Source organism: Rossellomorea sp. ABR4_012, from assembly GCF_056159545.1.
On sequence record NZ_JBSWVK010000001.1, the window covers coordinates 1,444,984 to 1,459,688 of the forward strand.

General features: G+C 43.1%; 11 protein-coding genes. 10 read left to right on the forward strand and 1 reads right to left on the reverse strand.

Annotation, left to right across the window (positions count from 1 at the left end; genetic code table 11):
• Positions 1-160: 160 nt before the first annotated feature.
• Positions 161-547 (forward strand): FxsA family protein, encoded by a 387-nt coding sequence (locus ACXAFV_RS07030; protein ID WP_475125370.1) that lies wholly within the window; start codon positions 161-163, stop codon positions 545-547.
• 421 nt (positions 548-968) lie between these two features.
• Here ACXAFV_RS07030 and ytvI read toward each other — a convergent pair whose 3' ends face one another.
• The gene (gene ytvI / locus ACXAFV_RS07035; RefSeq protein ID WP_475125371.1) at positions 969-2,081 is read right to left on the reverse strand and encodes a sporulation integral membrane protein YtvI; all 1,113 of its coding nucleotides are present in this window, start codon (positions 2,079-2,081) and stop codon (positions 969-971) included.
• A 467-nt stretch (positions 2,082-2,548) separates the two neighbouring features.
• Here ytvI and citZ point away from each other — a divergent pair, with 467 nt between their 5' ends.
• The 9 genes from citZ (at position 2,549) to polA (ending at position 14,684) form a co-directional block, all read left to right on the forward strand.
• Complete coding sequence (citZ, locus tag ACXAFV_RS07040; protein ID WP_475125373.1) at positions 2,549-3,667, forward strand: citrate synthase; 1,119 nt, start codon at positions 2,549-2,551, stop codon at positions 3,665-3,667.
• Between the two features lie 122 nt (positions 3,668-3,789).
• The gene (gene icd / locus ACXAFV_RS07045) at positions 3,790-5,061 is read left to right on the forward strand and encodes an NADP-dependent isocitrate dehydrogenase (protein WP_475125375.1); all 1,272 of its coding nucleotides are present in this window, start codon (positions 3,790-3,792) and stop codon (positions 5,059-5,061) included.
• 70 nt (positions 5,062-5,131) lie between these two features.
• A complete protein-coding gene (gene mdh, locus ACXAFV_RS07050; RefSeq protein ID WP_475125377.1) occupies positions 5,132-6,070 on the forward strand; it encodes a malate dehydrogenase in 939 nt (312 codons plus the stop codon).
• A gap of 466 nt (positions 6,071-6,536) precedes the next feature.
• Positions 6,537-7,013, forward strand: coding sequence for a MaoC/PaaZ C-terminal domain-containing protein (locus ACXAFV_RS07055; protein WP_475125379.1), 477 nt, complete (start codon positions 6,537-6,539; stop codon positions 7,011-7,013).
• A 173-nt stretch (positions 7,014-7,186) separates the two neighbouring features.
• Positions 7,187-7,903 carry a response regulator transcription factor gene (locus ACXAFV_RS07060; RefSeq protein ID WP_475125381.1) on the forward strand — a complete coding sequence of 239 codons (717 nt, stop codon included), beginning with the start codon at positions 7,187-7,189 and terminating at the stop codon, positions 7,901-7,903.
• Positions 7,900-9,696 carry a two-component system histidine kinase PnpS gene (gene pnpS, locus ACXAFV_RS07065; RefSeq protein ID WP_475125383.1) on the forward strand — a complete coding sequence of 599 codons (1,797 nt, stop codon included), beginning with the start codon at positions 7,900-7,902 and terminating at the stop codon, positions 9,694-9,696. The genes ACXAFV_RS07060 and pnpS overlap by 4 nt, the downstream gene beginning before the upstream one ends.
• Before the next feature lie 276 nt (positions 9,697-9,972).
• Complete coding sequence (hflK, locus tag ACXAFV_RS07070; protein WP_475125384.1) at positions 9,973-10,929, forward strand: FtsH protease activity modulator HflK; 957 nt, start codon at positions 9,973-9,975, stop codon at positions 10,927-10,929.
• Entirely contained in the window at positions 10,929-11,864 is a 936-nt protein-coding gene (hflC, locus tag ACXAFV_RS07075) for a protease modulator HflC (RefSeq protein ID WP_475125385.1), read from the forward strand. Before hflK ends, hflC begins: the two co-directional genes overlap by 1 nt.
• 189 nt (positions 11,865-12,053) lie before the next feature.
• A complete protein-coding gene (gene polA / locus ACXAFV_RS07080) occupies positions 12,054-14,684 on the forward strand; it encodes a DNA polymerase I (protein ID WP_475125386.1) in 2,631 nt (876 codons plus the stop codon).
• Positions 14,685-14,705 lie beyond the last annotated feature (21 nt).

Below are 14,705 nucleotides of genomic sequence, written 5' to 3' on the forward strand. Positions count from 1 at the left end.
TTTCTCTGCGAATTTAGCAGAATTGCCGTCATTAGCTCATAAATCCCAAATCAGCACAATACTACCTTTTGGACGATGCTTAATCAACAGGAATAATACCTGTCCAGCCCCGATATGTTATAATAAAGAAGCAAGTCATACATTACAGGAGGAATTCCTCGTGAGATATATTCTGCCGTTTTTAATTGTAGTGCCTGCTTTGGAAATCGGGATCCTTATACTGGCTGGACAAACAATCGGTGTGATACCGACCGTATTGATGATTATAGCAACCGGGATTGCCGGAGCATATTTGGCGAAGAAACAAGGTCTTGAAACAATCAGGAGAGCTCAGCAGGACATGCAATATGCCCAGTTCCCAGGTGATGTCATCATCGACGGTCTATGCATATTGGTCGGCGGCGTGCTGTTATTGACCCCTGGCTTCATTACAGATGCAACAGGCTTTTTATTGCTGCTTCCTCCGACGCGGAAACTATTCAAACCTTTTATCTACAAGTTATTTAAGAGATGGTTCAATAAAGGGAACCTAATTATTTATCGATAATATGAAAAAGCACCGCCTCGGCCAGTGAACCGAAGCCGTGCTTTTTTATTTGTCCAGCTCCTGCGGCTAGAGGCTCGAGACATAAGCCATGCCATCCAAAAAGGCAAAAAACGCCTTTATGGCTGCCCTGTCTTATGCTTGTCGCCTCTGAGCGAGCCGCCTGCGCTTTTCGTGTTGTCCAGCTCCTGCGGCTAGAGGCTCGAGACATAAGCCATGCCATCCAAAAAGGCAAAAAACGCCTTTATGGCTGCCCTGTCTTATGCTTGTCGCCTCTGAGCGAGCTGCCTGCGCTTTTCGTGTTGTCCAGCTCCAGGGCTTAGAGGCACATGTCATAAGCCAAATCGTCCAAGAAGGCAAAGTGCGCCTTCTAGGCCAATCCGTCTTATGCCACCCGCCTATGAGCAAAGCCCTTCCGCTTTTCTTATTTATTCCCCATTATAAATCTCCATGTATCTTCAAAAACCCCTGCACGCCTTAATGTGGACAGGATGACAAGGACGACAGGGCCCACGATCAATCCGAGGAACCCGATCAATTTGAACCCTACGAATAAAGCGATCAATGTAGCGAGGGGGTCCAAGCCGATGCTTGAAGACAGCACTTTTGGTTCCATGATCTGGCGCTGAACGACGACGACTAAATATAACACAGAAAGCCCGATGCCAAGTCCGACATTTCCTGTAATGAATTCATAAGCAATCCACGGTACAAATACCGCTCCAGTTCCTAAATAAGGAAGGATATCCACCAGGCCGCTTACTAACGCGATGGTTATGGCATAATCGACCCTTAGAATGATTAACCCGATCAATACGATTATGGCCGTAATCGAAATCAATGTAAATTGAGCTCTTATAAAACCGAACAGAGCTTTTTTGAGATCCATGAACACGGTTCTTCCACTCGTCATTGCTTTCCCAGGAACGAATCTCTCTGCTTTTGCCGATAATTTATACCAATCTTTACTGATAAAAAAGGTTGCTAACGCTGAAAAAATTAGTACAGACGCAGCATTTGGTATCCACGAAATAAGTTGAGGAAGCCTCTGGAAGAAGTTTTGAAGAAAATCACCTGCCGATTGGGCAATCTTGCTGCCTGCTGTTTCAATGTTTTCCAGGATGGTATTCTGCTGTCCCGCATCTAGATTTTTGAAAAGTCCAGCAATCTGGTGGTAAAAAGGAATCACCTGCCCGACAATGAAGTTCTCTGCATAGGTTACGAGAGTCCTGACGTGTTCAGGCAGCACTTCTGATAGATAGTTTGCTCCGGATACAATTTCTGCAATCAATAAGGTGATCAGACCGGCAAATATCCCCACAATCAGAAATAGGGAAACGACTACTGCCCACACCCTCGGCAGCCTGCCTTTCGTTTCAAGCCAATTGACGAAAGGATTGATCAGTAGAGCGATTCCAACGGCAATGACGAAGGGGTATGCGAGTTTCCATATGTAGTACAAAGCGAATAATGAAAGAAAGATGATAGCGATCACAATAAGAAAGCGAATGGTTCTATACACATATTCCAAGTTCAACTGAGTTCCCCCTGACCTGTCTATTACTACCTATTTTATAAGAGACTGGAAATGAAAGAAAGTTCTAATTTTAATAAAATTGTTCTATTTGCAGCAGTAGTTTAGTAGGGGGGATATACAAATTTTCATGGAGTTCCAGCACCGTGAAGTCAGATAGGTTTATTTTTCTAGTAAAATAATTTTAGATAAATTCGAGCGTTTTCATTCACAAATGTCAGATAATTGTTTATAATAGAAAATGTAAGCGCATCCCAAGCTCTATTTCCCTGCTGGTTTTTCAACGTACAGGGAATCATTTTTTGTGCAGGGATTGAGCAATCGCTCAACATACGAAACGGAATGATTAATAGCCCTCAACAAGTGATCTACTTGCTTCTATTAAACAAGCCCGCTACAAATTTTCGTGCAGGGTTTTATGCTCATAAGAAAATGGGTAAAAGGGAAATACATTCAAAGGAGAGATTATTATGACAGCGACTCGCGGACTAGAAGGAGTTGTAGCTACTACTTCATCCATCAGTTCAATCATTGATGACACTCTTACATATGTCGGTTATAACATTGATGATTTAACAAACAATGCTACATTTGAAGAGGTAATTTATTTGCTGTGGCATTTGAAACTACCTACTCAATCAGAGCTTCAGGAGCTGACAGATCAATTAGCGGAAAACATGGCTCTTCCTCAGGAGGTTCTTGATCACTTCAAGATGTACAATATCAAAGAAGTGCACCCGATGGCTGCATTGCGTTCTGCAGTATCTTTACTGGGCTTATATGATGAGCAGGCAGATGTTATGGAAGAGGAAGCAAACTACATGAAAGCCGTTCGTCTTCAGGCGAAGATCCCTACGATCGTAACGAGTTTTGCGAGAATCCGTAACGGCCAGGAGCCGATTGCCCCTCGTAAGGACCTTGGTTTTGCTGCTAACTTCCTATATATGCTGACAGGTAAAGATCCTGAGCCTATCGAAATCGAAGCATTTAATAAGGCGCTTGTCCTTCATGCGGACCATGAGTTAAACGCTTCCACGTTCACTGCACGTGTGTGTGTAGCTACACTTTCAGATGTTTACTCTGGTGTTACAGCTGCAATCGGAGCGCTTAAAGGACCTCTTCACGGTGGAGCCAACGAGCAGGTTATGAAGATGCTTACTGAAATCGGATCAGTCGATAAAGCGGAATCCTATATTTTAGATAAGCTTGAGAAGAAAGAGAAGATCATGGGCTTCGGTCACCGTGTTTATCGTCAAGGAGACCCGCGTGCCAAGCACCTTAAAGAAATGTCCAAAAAGCTGACTGAGCTTAGAGGAGAAAGTAAATATTATGAAATGTCTGCGAAGATCGAGGAAGTCTTCACAGCAAATAAAGGGCTTCCGCCAAATGTTGATTTCTATTCAGCATCTGTGTATCACAGCCTTGGCATCGATCATGACCTGTTTACACCGATCTTTGCTGTAAGCCGTGTATCCGGCTGGCTGGCTCATATCCTTGAGCAATATTCAAATAACCGTTTAATCCGCCCGCGTGCTGATTATATTGGGCCTGGCAAACAGAAATATGTGCCGGTTGATCAAAGAGGTTAATCATCAATATTTACAAATAGTGAAAATATTGGTGTAATAAATAAGAAGGGGAATGACTCTGAATGCCAAGATGCAGTTATGGGTCATCCCCTTTGATAATGAATGAAAATGGAGGTTACATAATGACACAAGGTGAAAAGATTACAAACCAAAACGGCCAGCTGAATGTGCCAAACAATCCAATCGTTCCATTTATCGAAGGTGACGGGACAGGTCCTGATATCTGGGCTGCAGCGCAGCGCGTATTAGATGCATCTGTTGAAAAAGCATATAAAGGTGAGCGTAAAATTGAATGGAAAGAAGTTTACGCGGGTGAAAAAGCATTCAACAAAACAGGTGAATGGCTTCCAAATGATACCCTGGAAGCGATCCGTGAATATTTCATCGCCATCAAAGGCCCTCTTACAACTCCTGTCGGCGGCGGAATCCGTTCATTGAACGTGGCTCTTCGCCAAGAGTTGGATTTATTCACATGCTTGCGTCCAGTACGCTACTTCGAAGGTGTTCCTTCTCCGGTTAAGCGTCCTGAAGATACAGACATGGTCATCTTCCGTGAAAACACTGAGGATATCTATGCAGGTATCGAATATGCGAGTGGTTCTGATGAAGTAAAGAAATTGATCAGCTTCCTTCAAGATGAAATGGGAGTAAATAAAATCCGCTTCCCTGAAACTTCAGGAATCGGTATCAAGCCTGTATCAGAAGAAGGTACTTCCCGCTTGGTTCGTGCGGCAATCAACTATGCCATCACAGAAGGCCGTAAATCAGTGACGCTTGTACACAAAGGAAACATCATGAAATTCACTGAAGGTGCTTTCAAGAACTGGGGTTACGAGCTTGCTGAGAAAGAGTTTGGCGATAAAGTATTCACTTGGGCTCAATACGATAAGATCAAAGACGCTGAAGGCGTTGAAGCAGCGAACAAAGCACAATCTGAAGCAGAAGCTGCAGGCAAGATCATCGTTAAAGACTCAATCGCTGATATCTTCTTACAACAAATCCTTACTCGTCCGGCTGAGTTCGATGTAGTTGCAACAATGAACTTAAACGGAGATTATATTTCTGATGCCCTTGCTGCACAAGTAGGAGGAATCGGTATCGCACCAGGAGCGAACATCAACTATGAGTCCGGACATGCGATTTTTGAAGCAACTCATGGTACTGCTCCTAAGTATGCAGGTATGGATAAAGTGAATCCTTCTTCAGTCATCCTTTCAGGAGTGCTTATGCTAGAGCACCTTGGCTGGTCTGAAGCTGCAAACCTGATCACGAAGTCAATGGAAAAAACCATTGCTTCAAAAGTCGTAACGTATGACTTTGCCCGTCTGATGGATGGCGCGACTGAAGTGAAATGTTCTGAATTCGGAACAGCTCTAATCGAAAACATGGAATAATTTAACCCGCAGAAGCATTCCTTTTAGGAGTGCTTCTGTCTTACATATCAATTGAACAGGGGGAACCATGATGACAATTAAACGCAGAAAAGTTTCAGTGATAGGCGGAGGTTTTACAGGTGCAACGACTGCACTCATGCTGGCGCAAAAAGAACTTGGTGATGTGGTGCTCGTTGATATTCCGCAAATGGAAGATCCAACAAAAGGAAAGGCTTTGGACATGCTTGAAGCGAGTCCGGTTCAAGGGTTTGATGCAAACATCATCGGTACTTCAAACTATGAAGACACAAAGGATTCTGATATTGTCGTCATTACTGCAGGAATCGCACGCAAACCAGGGATGAGCCGTGACGACCTGGTTCAGACAAACCAAAAAATCATGAAATCTGTGACAGAACAAATTGTCAAATATTCTCCAAACTGCTATATCATCGTACTGACTAACCCCGTCGATGCGATGACCTACACGGTCTTCAAAGAATCAGGATTCCCTAAAGAACGAGTAATCGGTCAATCGGGTGTCCTTGATACTGCCCGCTTCCGTACGTTCGTTGCACAGGAATTGAAGCTGTCTGTGAAAGACGTGACAGGTTTTGTACTTGGTGGACACGGAGATGACATGGTTCCATTAATCCGTTACTCCTATGCGGGAGGAATTCCTTTAGAAACCCTGATTCCGAAAGAACGCCTAGATGCGATCGTTGAACGTACCCGTAAAGGCGGGGGGGAGATTGTCGGTCTTTTAGGCAATGGATCTGCATACTACGCTCCAGCTGCTTCCCTCGTTCAAATGGTGGAAGCAATCCTTAAAGATCAACGCCGCGTAATCCCGGCAATCGCCTACCTCGAAGGCGAATACGGCTTCGAAGGAATCTACCTTGGAGTCCCAACCATCCTGGGAGGCAACGGCCTGGAAAAAATCATCGAACTAGAACTAACAGAAGAAGAACAGTCAGCCCTAGCAAAATCAGCTGACTCTGTTAAGAACGTCATGTCATCTTTGGCGTAAGTTATATTTAGCCGGTTCCTATAATAGGAACCGGCTTTTTTTGTACATTTTAATGAAGATACAATTTAATACGTTTTGTAATTTTAAACCGGATCTAGCTGTTGATTGGAGTGCAAGACGAAGACTCCTATCAGAAAAGCGGAAGGGCTTTGCTCAGAGGCGGGTGTCATAAGACGAATCGGCCGGGAAGGCGCTCTTTACCTTCTTGGTCGGTTTGGCTTATGACATGTGCCTCTAAGCCCTGCAGCTGGACAGTTATCCTCCTGATATGAATTTTCAGGCTCACCAACCGCCCGCGGAAAGCGAAGTCTTGCACGGAAATCAACAGCGGTGTTAGAAGTGGAATAATTATGTGTAAAATCCCTTTGATTGGAAAGCCTATAAGTGATATTATAGTAATATACAGATAATAATGACTATTTCTATTATTGTAAATTGTATGCGTTTACATACGGAGGTGCTTCTTATGTTATTAGGGAAGAAAAGAAAACTAGGAAGAAAAATAGAGGAAATGACAATCGGAGAAAAATTAACATTAACAGAAAAAATAGAAGATAATGATCTGCTGCTGTATTTGGGGCTGACGAATGATGCCAACCCTTTGTACATCCAGCATGATTATGCTTCCCAGACCCCATTTAAAAAACCGATTGTTCCATCCATCATGCTGACAGGTATCATAACATCTGCCGTTTCGAAGTATTTACCCGGACCAGGTTCACACATCATCGAACAGAATATCGACTTTCCCAGACCCGTTTATCATTATGCAACGATCCAGTTCCTTTTTGAAGTCACTGAAGTCGAACCGGTATCCCATACCGTCACAATCAGCGTAACAGCAGTGAATGAAGAAAATGAAAAAGTCATAAACGGATTAATCAAAGTGTGTCCGCCTCACAAGCTTGAAAAAATGAACAGCCACGCACTGGAAAACTTCTAATACTAGTCGTAAAGCTATAAAATCCATTTGGATTTTATAGCTTTTTTTTATATGCATATACTAATACTATCTTTATGGTATAGTCAGGACATACAATTGTATTATAATGAAAGTATAATTACATAATATCGTTGGATGATGGGGTTAATTTCTTTTGTATGGAGGCACATTAAATGAGCAAAAAAATCCTTGTAGTAGAAGATGAACAATCGATCGCCACTTTGTTAAAGTACAACTTGGAGCAGTCGGGTTATTCGGTCATCACCGCACAAGATGGTGAAGAGGGAAGAGATATGGCTGTCGATCAGCTCCCTGACTTGATGATCCTGGATCTCATGCTCCCTAAAATGGATGGAATCGAAGTATGTAAAGAATTAAGGCAGAGGAAAGTGAATATTCCCATCCTCATGCTGACAGCGAAGGATGATGAATTCGATAAAGTCCTCGGCTTGGAGCTTGGTGCTGATGATTATATGACAAAGCCATTCAGTCCGAGAGAAGTGGTGGCAAGAGTAAAAGCAATCCTGCGTAGAAGTCAAACGATTCAGAACGCCGGGGAAGTAGAAGAAGAACCTGCTGATTATAAAGAAGTAGGAGAACTGAAAGTATATCCTGAGCAATATGAAGCGTATTTCCAAGGTGAATTATTAGAATTGACGCCAAAGGAATTTGAACTTCTCCTTTATTTGACGAACAACAAAGGGAGGGTGCTGACCCGGGATCAGCTTCTTAGTGCCGTCTGGAATTATGATTTCGCAGGCGATACTAGAATCGTCGATGTCCATATCAGCCACTTGCGTGAAAAAATTGAATCCAATACAAAGAAACCTGTTTATATTAAAACGATCCGCGGACTCGGTTATAAGCTGGAGGAGCCAAAGGTTCGATGACGAAGTTCAGAACGAAACTTCTTTTTGCACTGATTACGTTAATCATTCTCGTTTTGATCGGCCTTGGCCTCGTATTGGGCCAGATATTCAAAAACTTCTATTTGGACACCTTTAATTCAAGGATCCAAAAGGAATCAAGATTATTGGCAAGCTCAATCGAAGAGAACGGAAGCTTAAGTGACATCAACCCTTCCATGATTGAAGAACTCAGCGATATACTGGACGTCCGGATTACAATCCTCAGTGATTCCGGCAAGGTCATTCATGATACAGAATCGGCTGATTCGCTCTTGGACGTCCATCAGAAGCGGATGATCAATGAAATCGGTGAGAACTGGGATGTCAAAGATAAAAATAAAAAACTTGTGTTAGCCGGAAAGGAATACCGTTATTATTGGTATCCACTCAGAAAACAAGACGAAACGATTAATGGACTCCTGATAATGAGTACTGAAGTAGACGCACTAGAAAAAGGTACAGGACAGATTTGGCTTGTCCTGACGGTTTCCCTCGGTCTTGCGTTGATACTCATCATCATTCTGGGTTCAAGGATCACGGTACGCTATACGAGGCCCATCGAGTCTGCCACTAAAGTGGCGATTGAACTTGCAAAAGGGAATTTCAGGGCAAGGACCTATGAAGATCGATTGGATGAGACCAGCATGCTGAGTACATCCATTAATATATTGGCTCGTAATCTGCAGGAGATGGTTACTTCACAAGAGATGCAGCAGGACCGGCTGACTACTCTGATCGAGAATATGGGAAGTGCTTTGCTCCTCATCGATCAGCGCGGGTTTGTTGTGTTGACGAATCGCACATTCAGGGAGTTCTTTAATCTGAAAGAAAGCCAGTTGAAGAAAGTGCGCTATCATGAAGTGATACACTACCAGCAGGTCAATAAGCTGGTGGAAGAAATCTTTATGACGGAAGACCGCGTAAGAAGGCAGATTCTCCTTCCCCATCGGATTGAAAGAAAGCATTATGAAGTGTATGGTGCGCCGATCATCGGTCAAAACGATGAGTGGAAAGGGATTGTCGTCGTTTTCCATGATATTACCGAACTCAAGAACCTGGAGCAAATGAGAAAAGACTTCGTAGCCAATGTATCCCATGAATTGAAGACCCCTATCACTTCAATCAAAGGATTTTCTGAAACGCTTCTTGATGGTGCCATGAAGGATGAGGATACGTTGAAGTCTTTCCTTGAAATCATCCTGACTGAAAGTGATCGCCTTCAATCCCTGATACAGGATCTATTGGAGCTATCAAAAATCGAAAAACACGGATTTGAGTTATCTTTGGAAAAGCAAGAGATTTCAGAGCTTGTTGGAGAGGTCCTGCCGATCCTGAAAGACAGGGCTGAGAAGAAGGAGATTTCAATCCATACCCGATTTGAATCTAATGGAGAAGCGGAGATTGATACTTATCGGTTGAAGCAGGTATTCATCAATCTGATTTCCAATGCTATTGTTTACACTCCGAAAGGCGGAGATGTCACCATAACCATTACGGAAGATAAAGAAAAGGTGCACGTTTCCATTAAGGACAATGGGATCGGGATAAGTGAAGAAGAGCTGCCGAGGATCTTTGAACGTTTCTACCGGGTAGACAAAGCAAGAAGCCGTAATTCAGGTGGGACCGGACTTGGCCTTGCCATTGTTAAACATATAATCGAAGCCCATGAAGGGAAGATCGAAGTGGAGAGTGAAGTGAACAAGGGTACAACATTCACGGTCTGCCTTCATAAAAAATTTCCTGAACACTCATTCGGAGAAAATAGTAGAAAATAATCCAACCTCTTACTCATTTTTTACATTCTATTTACAAAGGGTTAAACCAGACTTAATAAAGAGGTGCTACCATAATAGATGAAACCCCTTCATCCAAGGAGTGAAGAAAAGACGAGAACCAACCCCGTTCTCGTCTTTTCGCATTGGCTGAACTTTCTCCCCCGCTTATCTGTTTTTTTGTCATAAACTTGAAACCTTTCTGTATTCCAATCGTATATATTGTTATCAACCAATAGTATAGAGATAGGTTGCTTTTAAAGAAAGGGGAGGAAGTTTATGAGTCTAAAACGCATTTATATGATTACCGGAATGGTAGTTGCCGCTCTCATATTAATCCTAGTATTAGTCACATCCTGGTACACCGTCGATGAATCAGAGCAAGCGCTCGTCTTGACATTCGGTGAAGCAGGTGAACCTGTTGTGGAACCCGGGCTGCATTTCAAAATGCCCTGGCCGATGCAACAGGTAGAGGTACTTTCAAAAGAAACATTCAGTCTTCAGTTCGGTTATGAAGAAAAGGATGGAGAAATCAAGGAAGTTCCCAAAGAAACAAAAATGATAACGGGTGATGAATACATCGTCCTTGCCGACCTCGTTGTCCAATGGAAGATCACGGATCCCGAAAGTTACCTTTATAACTCGGATGATCCCAAGGAAATCCTGTATGATGCTACTTCTGCTTCGTTAAGAAGTATTATAGGAAGTTCACTCATCGATGATGCATTGACTTCGGGAAAAGCAGAAATCGAAGCCAATGTCAGGGATTTATTAACGGAACTGATCGATAAGTATGATATCGGTATTTCCATACTGGCTGTCAAACTGCAGGATGTAGAGCTTCCTAATGAAGAGGTCCGCAGTGCTTTTACAGCTGTTACAGATGCTCGTGAAACGATGAATACGAAAATCAACGAAGCCAAAAAATACCGCAATCAGCGGACGAATGAAGCGCAGGGTGAAAAAGACGCGATCATCTCGAGAGCCAAGGGGGACAAAATTGCCCGCGTAGAGCAAGCACGCGGTGATGTGGCTGTCTTTGATAAGCTGTATACGGAGTACAAAAGCAATCCTGAAATCACCCGAAAGCGTTTAGTCCTCGAAACGCTTGAAAATGTCCTGCCTGACGCTGAAATATATATCATGAAGGATAATGGCGACACACTTAAATATTTTCCTATCAGACAGCTTGAAAATCAAACACCACCGGTAAAACAGGAAGGGAGTGAGGAATAATGTCTGATCAAAATGTCTATGATTTCAAATCAAAACAGAAAGATCCGGTTGAATGGAAAAGATATAAGAAAATGGGCATTTTCCTTGTCCTCCTTCTTGCTGCTCTTCTCCTTCTTTTCACCAGTCTTTACATTGTGAAAGAAAGTGAATATAAGGTGGTAAGGCAATTTGGTGAGGTGGTTAGAATTGATAAGGAACCAGGTTTGAAGGTGAAAATCCCGTTTATTCAATCCGTCACTACGCTGCCAAAACATCAAATGACCTACGATGTAACCGAAGCAGAAATCAACACGAAGGATAAAAAGCGGATCTTGATTGATAATTTTGCTGTATGGCGCATTGAAGACCCCCTGAAAATGATCAAGAATGCAAGAACGGTGGTCAATGCTGAAACTAAGATGGAAGAGTTTATTTACTCGGTTGTCCGCGCAGAGCTTGGCCGCTTGAAATATGATGAGATCATTGATGATGAAAAGTCATCGCGGGGAAGTCTCAATGATCAAATCACCAAGAAAGTAAATGAACTGCTGGCAAAGGATGAATACGGAATTGTCGTAAAAGATGTCCGCATGAAGAGGACCGATCTGCCTGAAGCCAATGAAAACTCTGTTTATACTCGTATGATTTCTGAGCGTGAATCGAAATCCCAGGAATATCTATCGATGGGAGACGCAGAGAAACAGAGGATCACAGCCGATACGGACAGGGAAGTGAAGGAGCTGCTTGCCAAAGCAAGTGCAGATGCAAATGTCATCCGCGCAGAGGGAGAATCGGAGGCAGCCAAAATTTATAACAATTCATTCTCGAAAGACCCTAGTTTCTATGATTTATATAAAACCCTGGAAACATATAAGAAGACGGTAGATGATAAAACGGTCATCATCCTCCCTTCAGATTCACCGTATGCCAGATTACTGATGGGCTATACGGAATGACAAATGAGCCTTTCCGACAAGGAGATTCCTCCTCGGAAGGGCTTATTTTTTTCTGAGGGTCACCCGCTTTTTCCTTTCTCCCTTCGACATGATAGAATAAAAGTGGATGACATAGAAAATAATGGCCAATCAAAGGCCGGCATAAATAAAAGTTAAAGTATACTCAACCCTTTTTATAGGAGGTTCGTTATGACGAAGAAGTTAGTATTGATTGATGGAAACAGCATTGCTTACCGGGCATTTTTTGCCCTGCCCTTACTGAATAATGATAAAGGTGTACATACAAATGCAGTTTACGGGTTCACCACAATGCTGCAAAAGGTCCTGGAAGACGAAAAGCCCACCCACATCCTGGTTGCCTTCGATGCAGGCAAAACGACTTTCAGACATAAGACATTCAAAGAATACAAAGGAGGGAGGCAGAAAACTCCACCTGAGCTGTCAGAGCAATTTCCGTATATCAGGGAACTCCTTGATGCTTACGGCATCAAACGCTACGAAAAGGAAAATTATGAGGCTGATGACATCATCGGGACGCTTTCCCTTCAAGCTGAATCAGACGGCTATGAAGTGAAGATCTTTTCAGGAGATAAAGACCTCACTCAGCTCAGCACGGATAAAACGACCGTATGCATCACTAGAAAAGGGATTACGGATCTTGAAGTCTATACTCCTGACCATATCAAGGAAAAGTGGGAGATTTCGCCTGATCAAATCATTGATATGAAAGGATTGATGGGGGACAGCTCCGATAATATTCCAGGCGTTCCCGGCGTTGGGGAGAAAACAGCGATCAAGCTCCTGAAGGAATTCGGTTCGATTGAAACCCTCCTTGAATCCATCGACAAGGTAAGCGGAAAAAAATTGAAAGAAAAGCTCGAGGATAATAAAGAATCAGCCGTCATGAGCAAGGAGCTGGCTACTATCCTCAGGGAAGCACCGATTGAGCTCAAAGTGGACGAGCTGAACTATGACGGCATGGATACAGCCAAGCTGAAAGAAGTTTTCAAAGACTTAGGCTTCAATTCACTGCTCGAAAAAATGGGCGATACGCCTCAGGAAGAAGCACAGGATCTAGAAGCAATTTCTTATGAAACACTTCAAAAAGTGGAAGAAAAGCACCTTGCAAAAGAGAGCTCATTATATATCGAGATGCTCGAAGACAATTACCATCTCGGGTCCATCATTGGATTGAGTCTGCATAACGATAAAGGTACATTCTGTTTTTCATTGGATACCGCACTGGAGTCGGAAGATTTTAAAAAATGGGCGGAAAGCAATGAAAATATCAAATATGTATACGATTCGAAACAGACCGTCGTTTCTCTAAAAAGGTACGGCATCGATGTAAAGGGAATCGAATTCGACTTATTATTGACCTCCTATATCCTTAACCCATCCACTTCAGGTGACGATTTTGCTGCAATCGCGAAAGCACACGGTCTTCCTGCAGTGGATACCGATGAAGCGGTTTACGGTAAAGGAGCGAAACAAAAAGTGCCGTCAGAAGACATCCTTTCCGAGCACTTGGCGAGAAAAGCAGCTGCCCTCTATGAACTTAAATCTGTGTGTACGAAAGAGCTCGAGGATAACGATCAATTAGAATTGATTACGGAGCTCGAGCTGCCTTTGGCACTGATCTTAGCTGAAATGGAGCATACCGGAGTAAAGGTAGATCAGCAGCGACTAACCGATATGAAAGAAGAACTTGGAATCCGGATTGAAGAGCTGGAGAAGAAGATTCATGAATTGGCCGGTGAAAATTTTAATATCAACTCACCGAAACAACTTGGTGTCATCCTCTTTGAAAACCTGGGACTGCCAGTCGTCAAGAAAACCAAGACTGGGTATTCAACATCCGCGGATGTACTGGAGAAACTCCAATCAAAGCATGAAATCATTGACTACATTCTGCACTATCGTCAATTAGGAAAGCTTCAGTCCACTTACCTGGAAGGTCTTTTAAAGGTGGTACATGAAGACTCGAGCAAAATTCATACACGATTCAATCAAGCACTGACGCAAACGGGCAGACTAAGTTCGATCGATCCGAATCTGCAAAACATTCCGATCAGGCTTGAGGAAGGAAGAAAAATCCGCCAGGCGTTCATTCCATCAGAAAAAGGATGGGTGATGTTTGCAGCAGATTATTCTCAAATCGAGCTCAGGGTGCTTGCTCATATCGCAGGTGATGAGAAACTCATCGAAGCGTTCCGGAATGATATGGATATTCATACGAAAACAGCGATGGATGTTTTCGGTGTGTCGAAGGATGAAGTGACTTCCAATATGAGGCGTCATGCGAAAGCGGTCAATTTCGGTATTGTATATGGTATCAGTGACTACGGCCTTTCACAGAGCCTTGATATCACCCGTAAGGAAGCCGGCGAATTCATCAAGAAGTACTTAGAAAGCTTCCCGGGGGTCAAAGAATATATGGATGATATCGTTCAGGAAGCGAAGCAGAAGGGGTATGTTACGACCTTGCTGAATCGACGCCGCTATCTGCCTGAAATCACGAGCAGAAACTTCAATCTGAGAAGTTTTGCAGAGCGGACAGCCATGAATACACCGATTCAGGGAAGTGCAGCTGATATTATCAAGAAAGCGATGATTGAAATGGCCGCCCGTCTGAAAGAAGAAAACCTTCAATCACGTTTATTATTGCAGGTGCATGATGAACTGATTTTTGAAGCTCCTGAAGAAGAGATTGAAACATTGAAGAAGATTGTACCGGAAGTGATGGAAAATGCGATGGAACTGGAGGTTCCTCTCAAGGTCGATTATTCTTATGGACCTACCTGGTACGATGCCAAATAACCAATTCTAGGAGGTGCCCGG

Coding starts and splice junctions, on each gene's coding strand:
- mdh (WP_475125377.1), top strand. CDS start 5,132: ATGACAATTAAACGCAGAAAAGTTTCAGTGATAGGCGGAGGTTTTACA.
- hflC (WP_475125385.1), top strand. CDS start 10,929: ATGTCTGATCAAAATGTCTATGATTTCAAATCAAAACAGAAAGATCCG.
- hflK (WP_475125384.1), top strand. CDS start 9,973: ATGAGTCTAAAACGCATTTATATGATTACCGGAATGGTAGTTGCCGCT.
- citZ (WP_475125373.1), top strand. CDS start 2,549: ATGACAGCGACTCGCGGACTAGAAGGAGTTGTAGCTACTACTTCATCC.
- ACXAFV_RS07055 (WP_475125379.1), top strand. CDS start 6,537: ATGTTATTAGGGAAGAAAAGAAAACTAGGAAGAAAAATAGAGGAAATG.
- polA (WP_475125386.1), top strand. CDS start 12,054: ATGACGAAGAAGTTAGTATTGATTGATGGAAACAGCATTGCTTACCGG.
- pnpS (WP_475125383.1), top strand. CDS start 7,900: ATGACGAAGTTCAGAACGAAACTTCTTTTTGCACTGATTACGTTAATC.
- icd (WP_475125375.1), top strand. CDS start 3,790: ATGACACAAGGTGAAAAGATTACAAACCAAAACGGCCAGCTGAATGTG.
- ACXAFV_RS07060 (WP_475125381.1), top strand. CDS start 7,187: ATGAGCAAAAAAATCCTTGTAGTAGAAGATGAACAATCGATCGCCACT.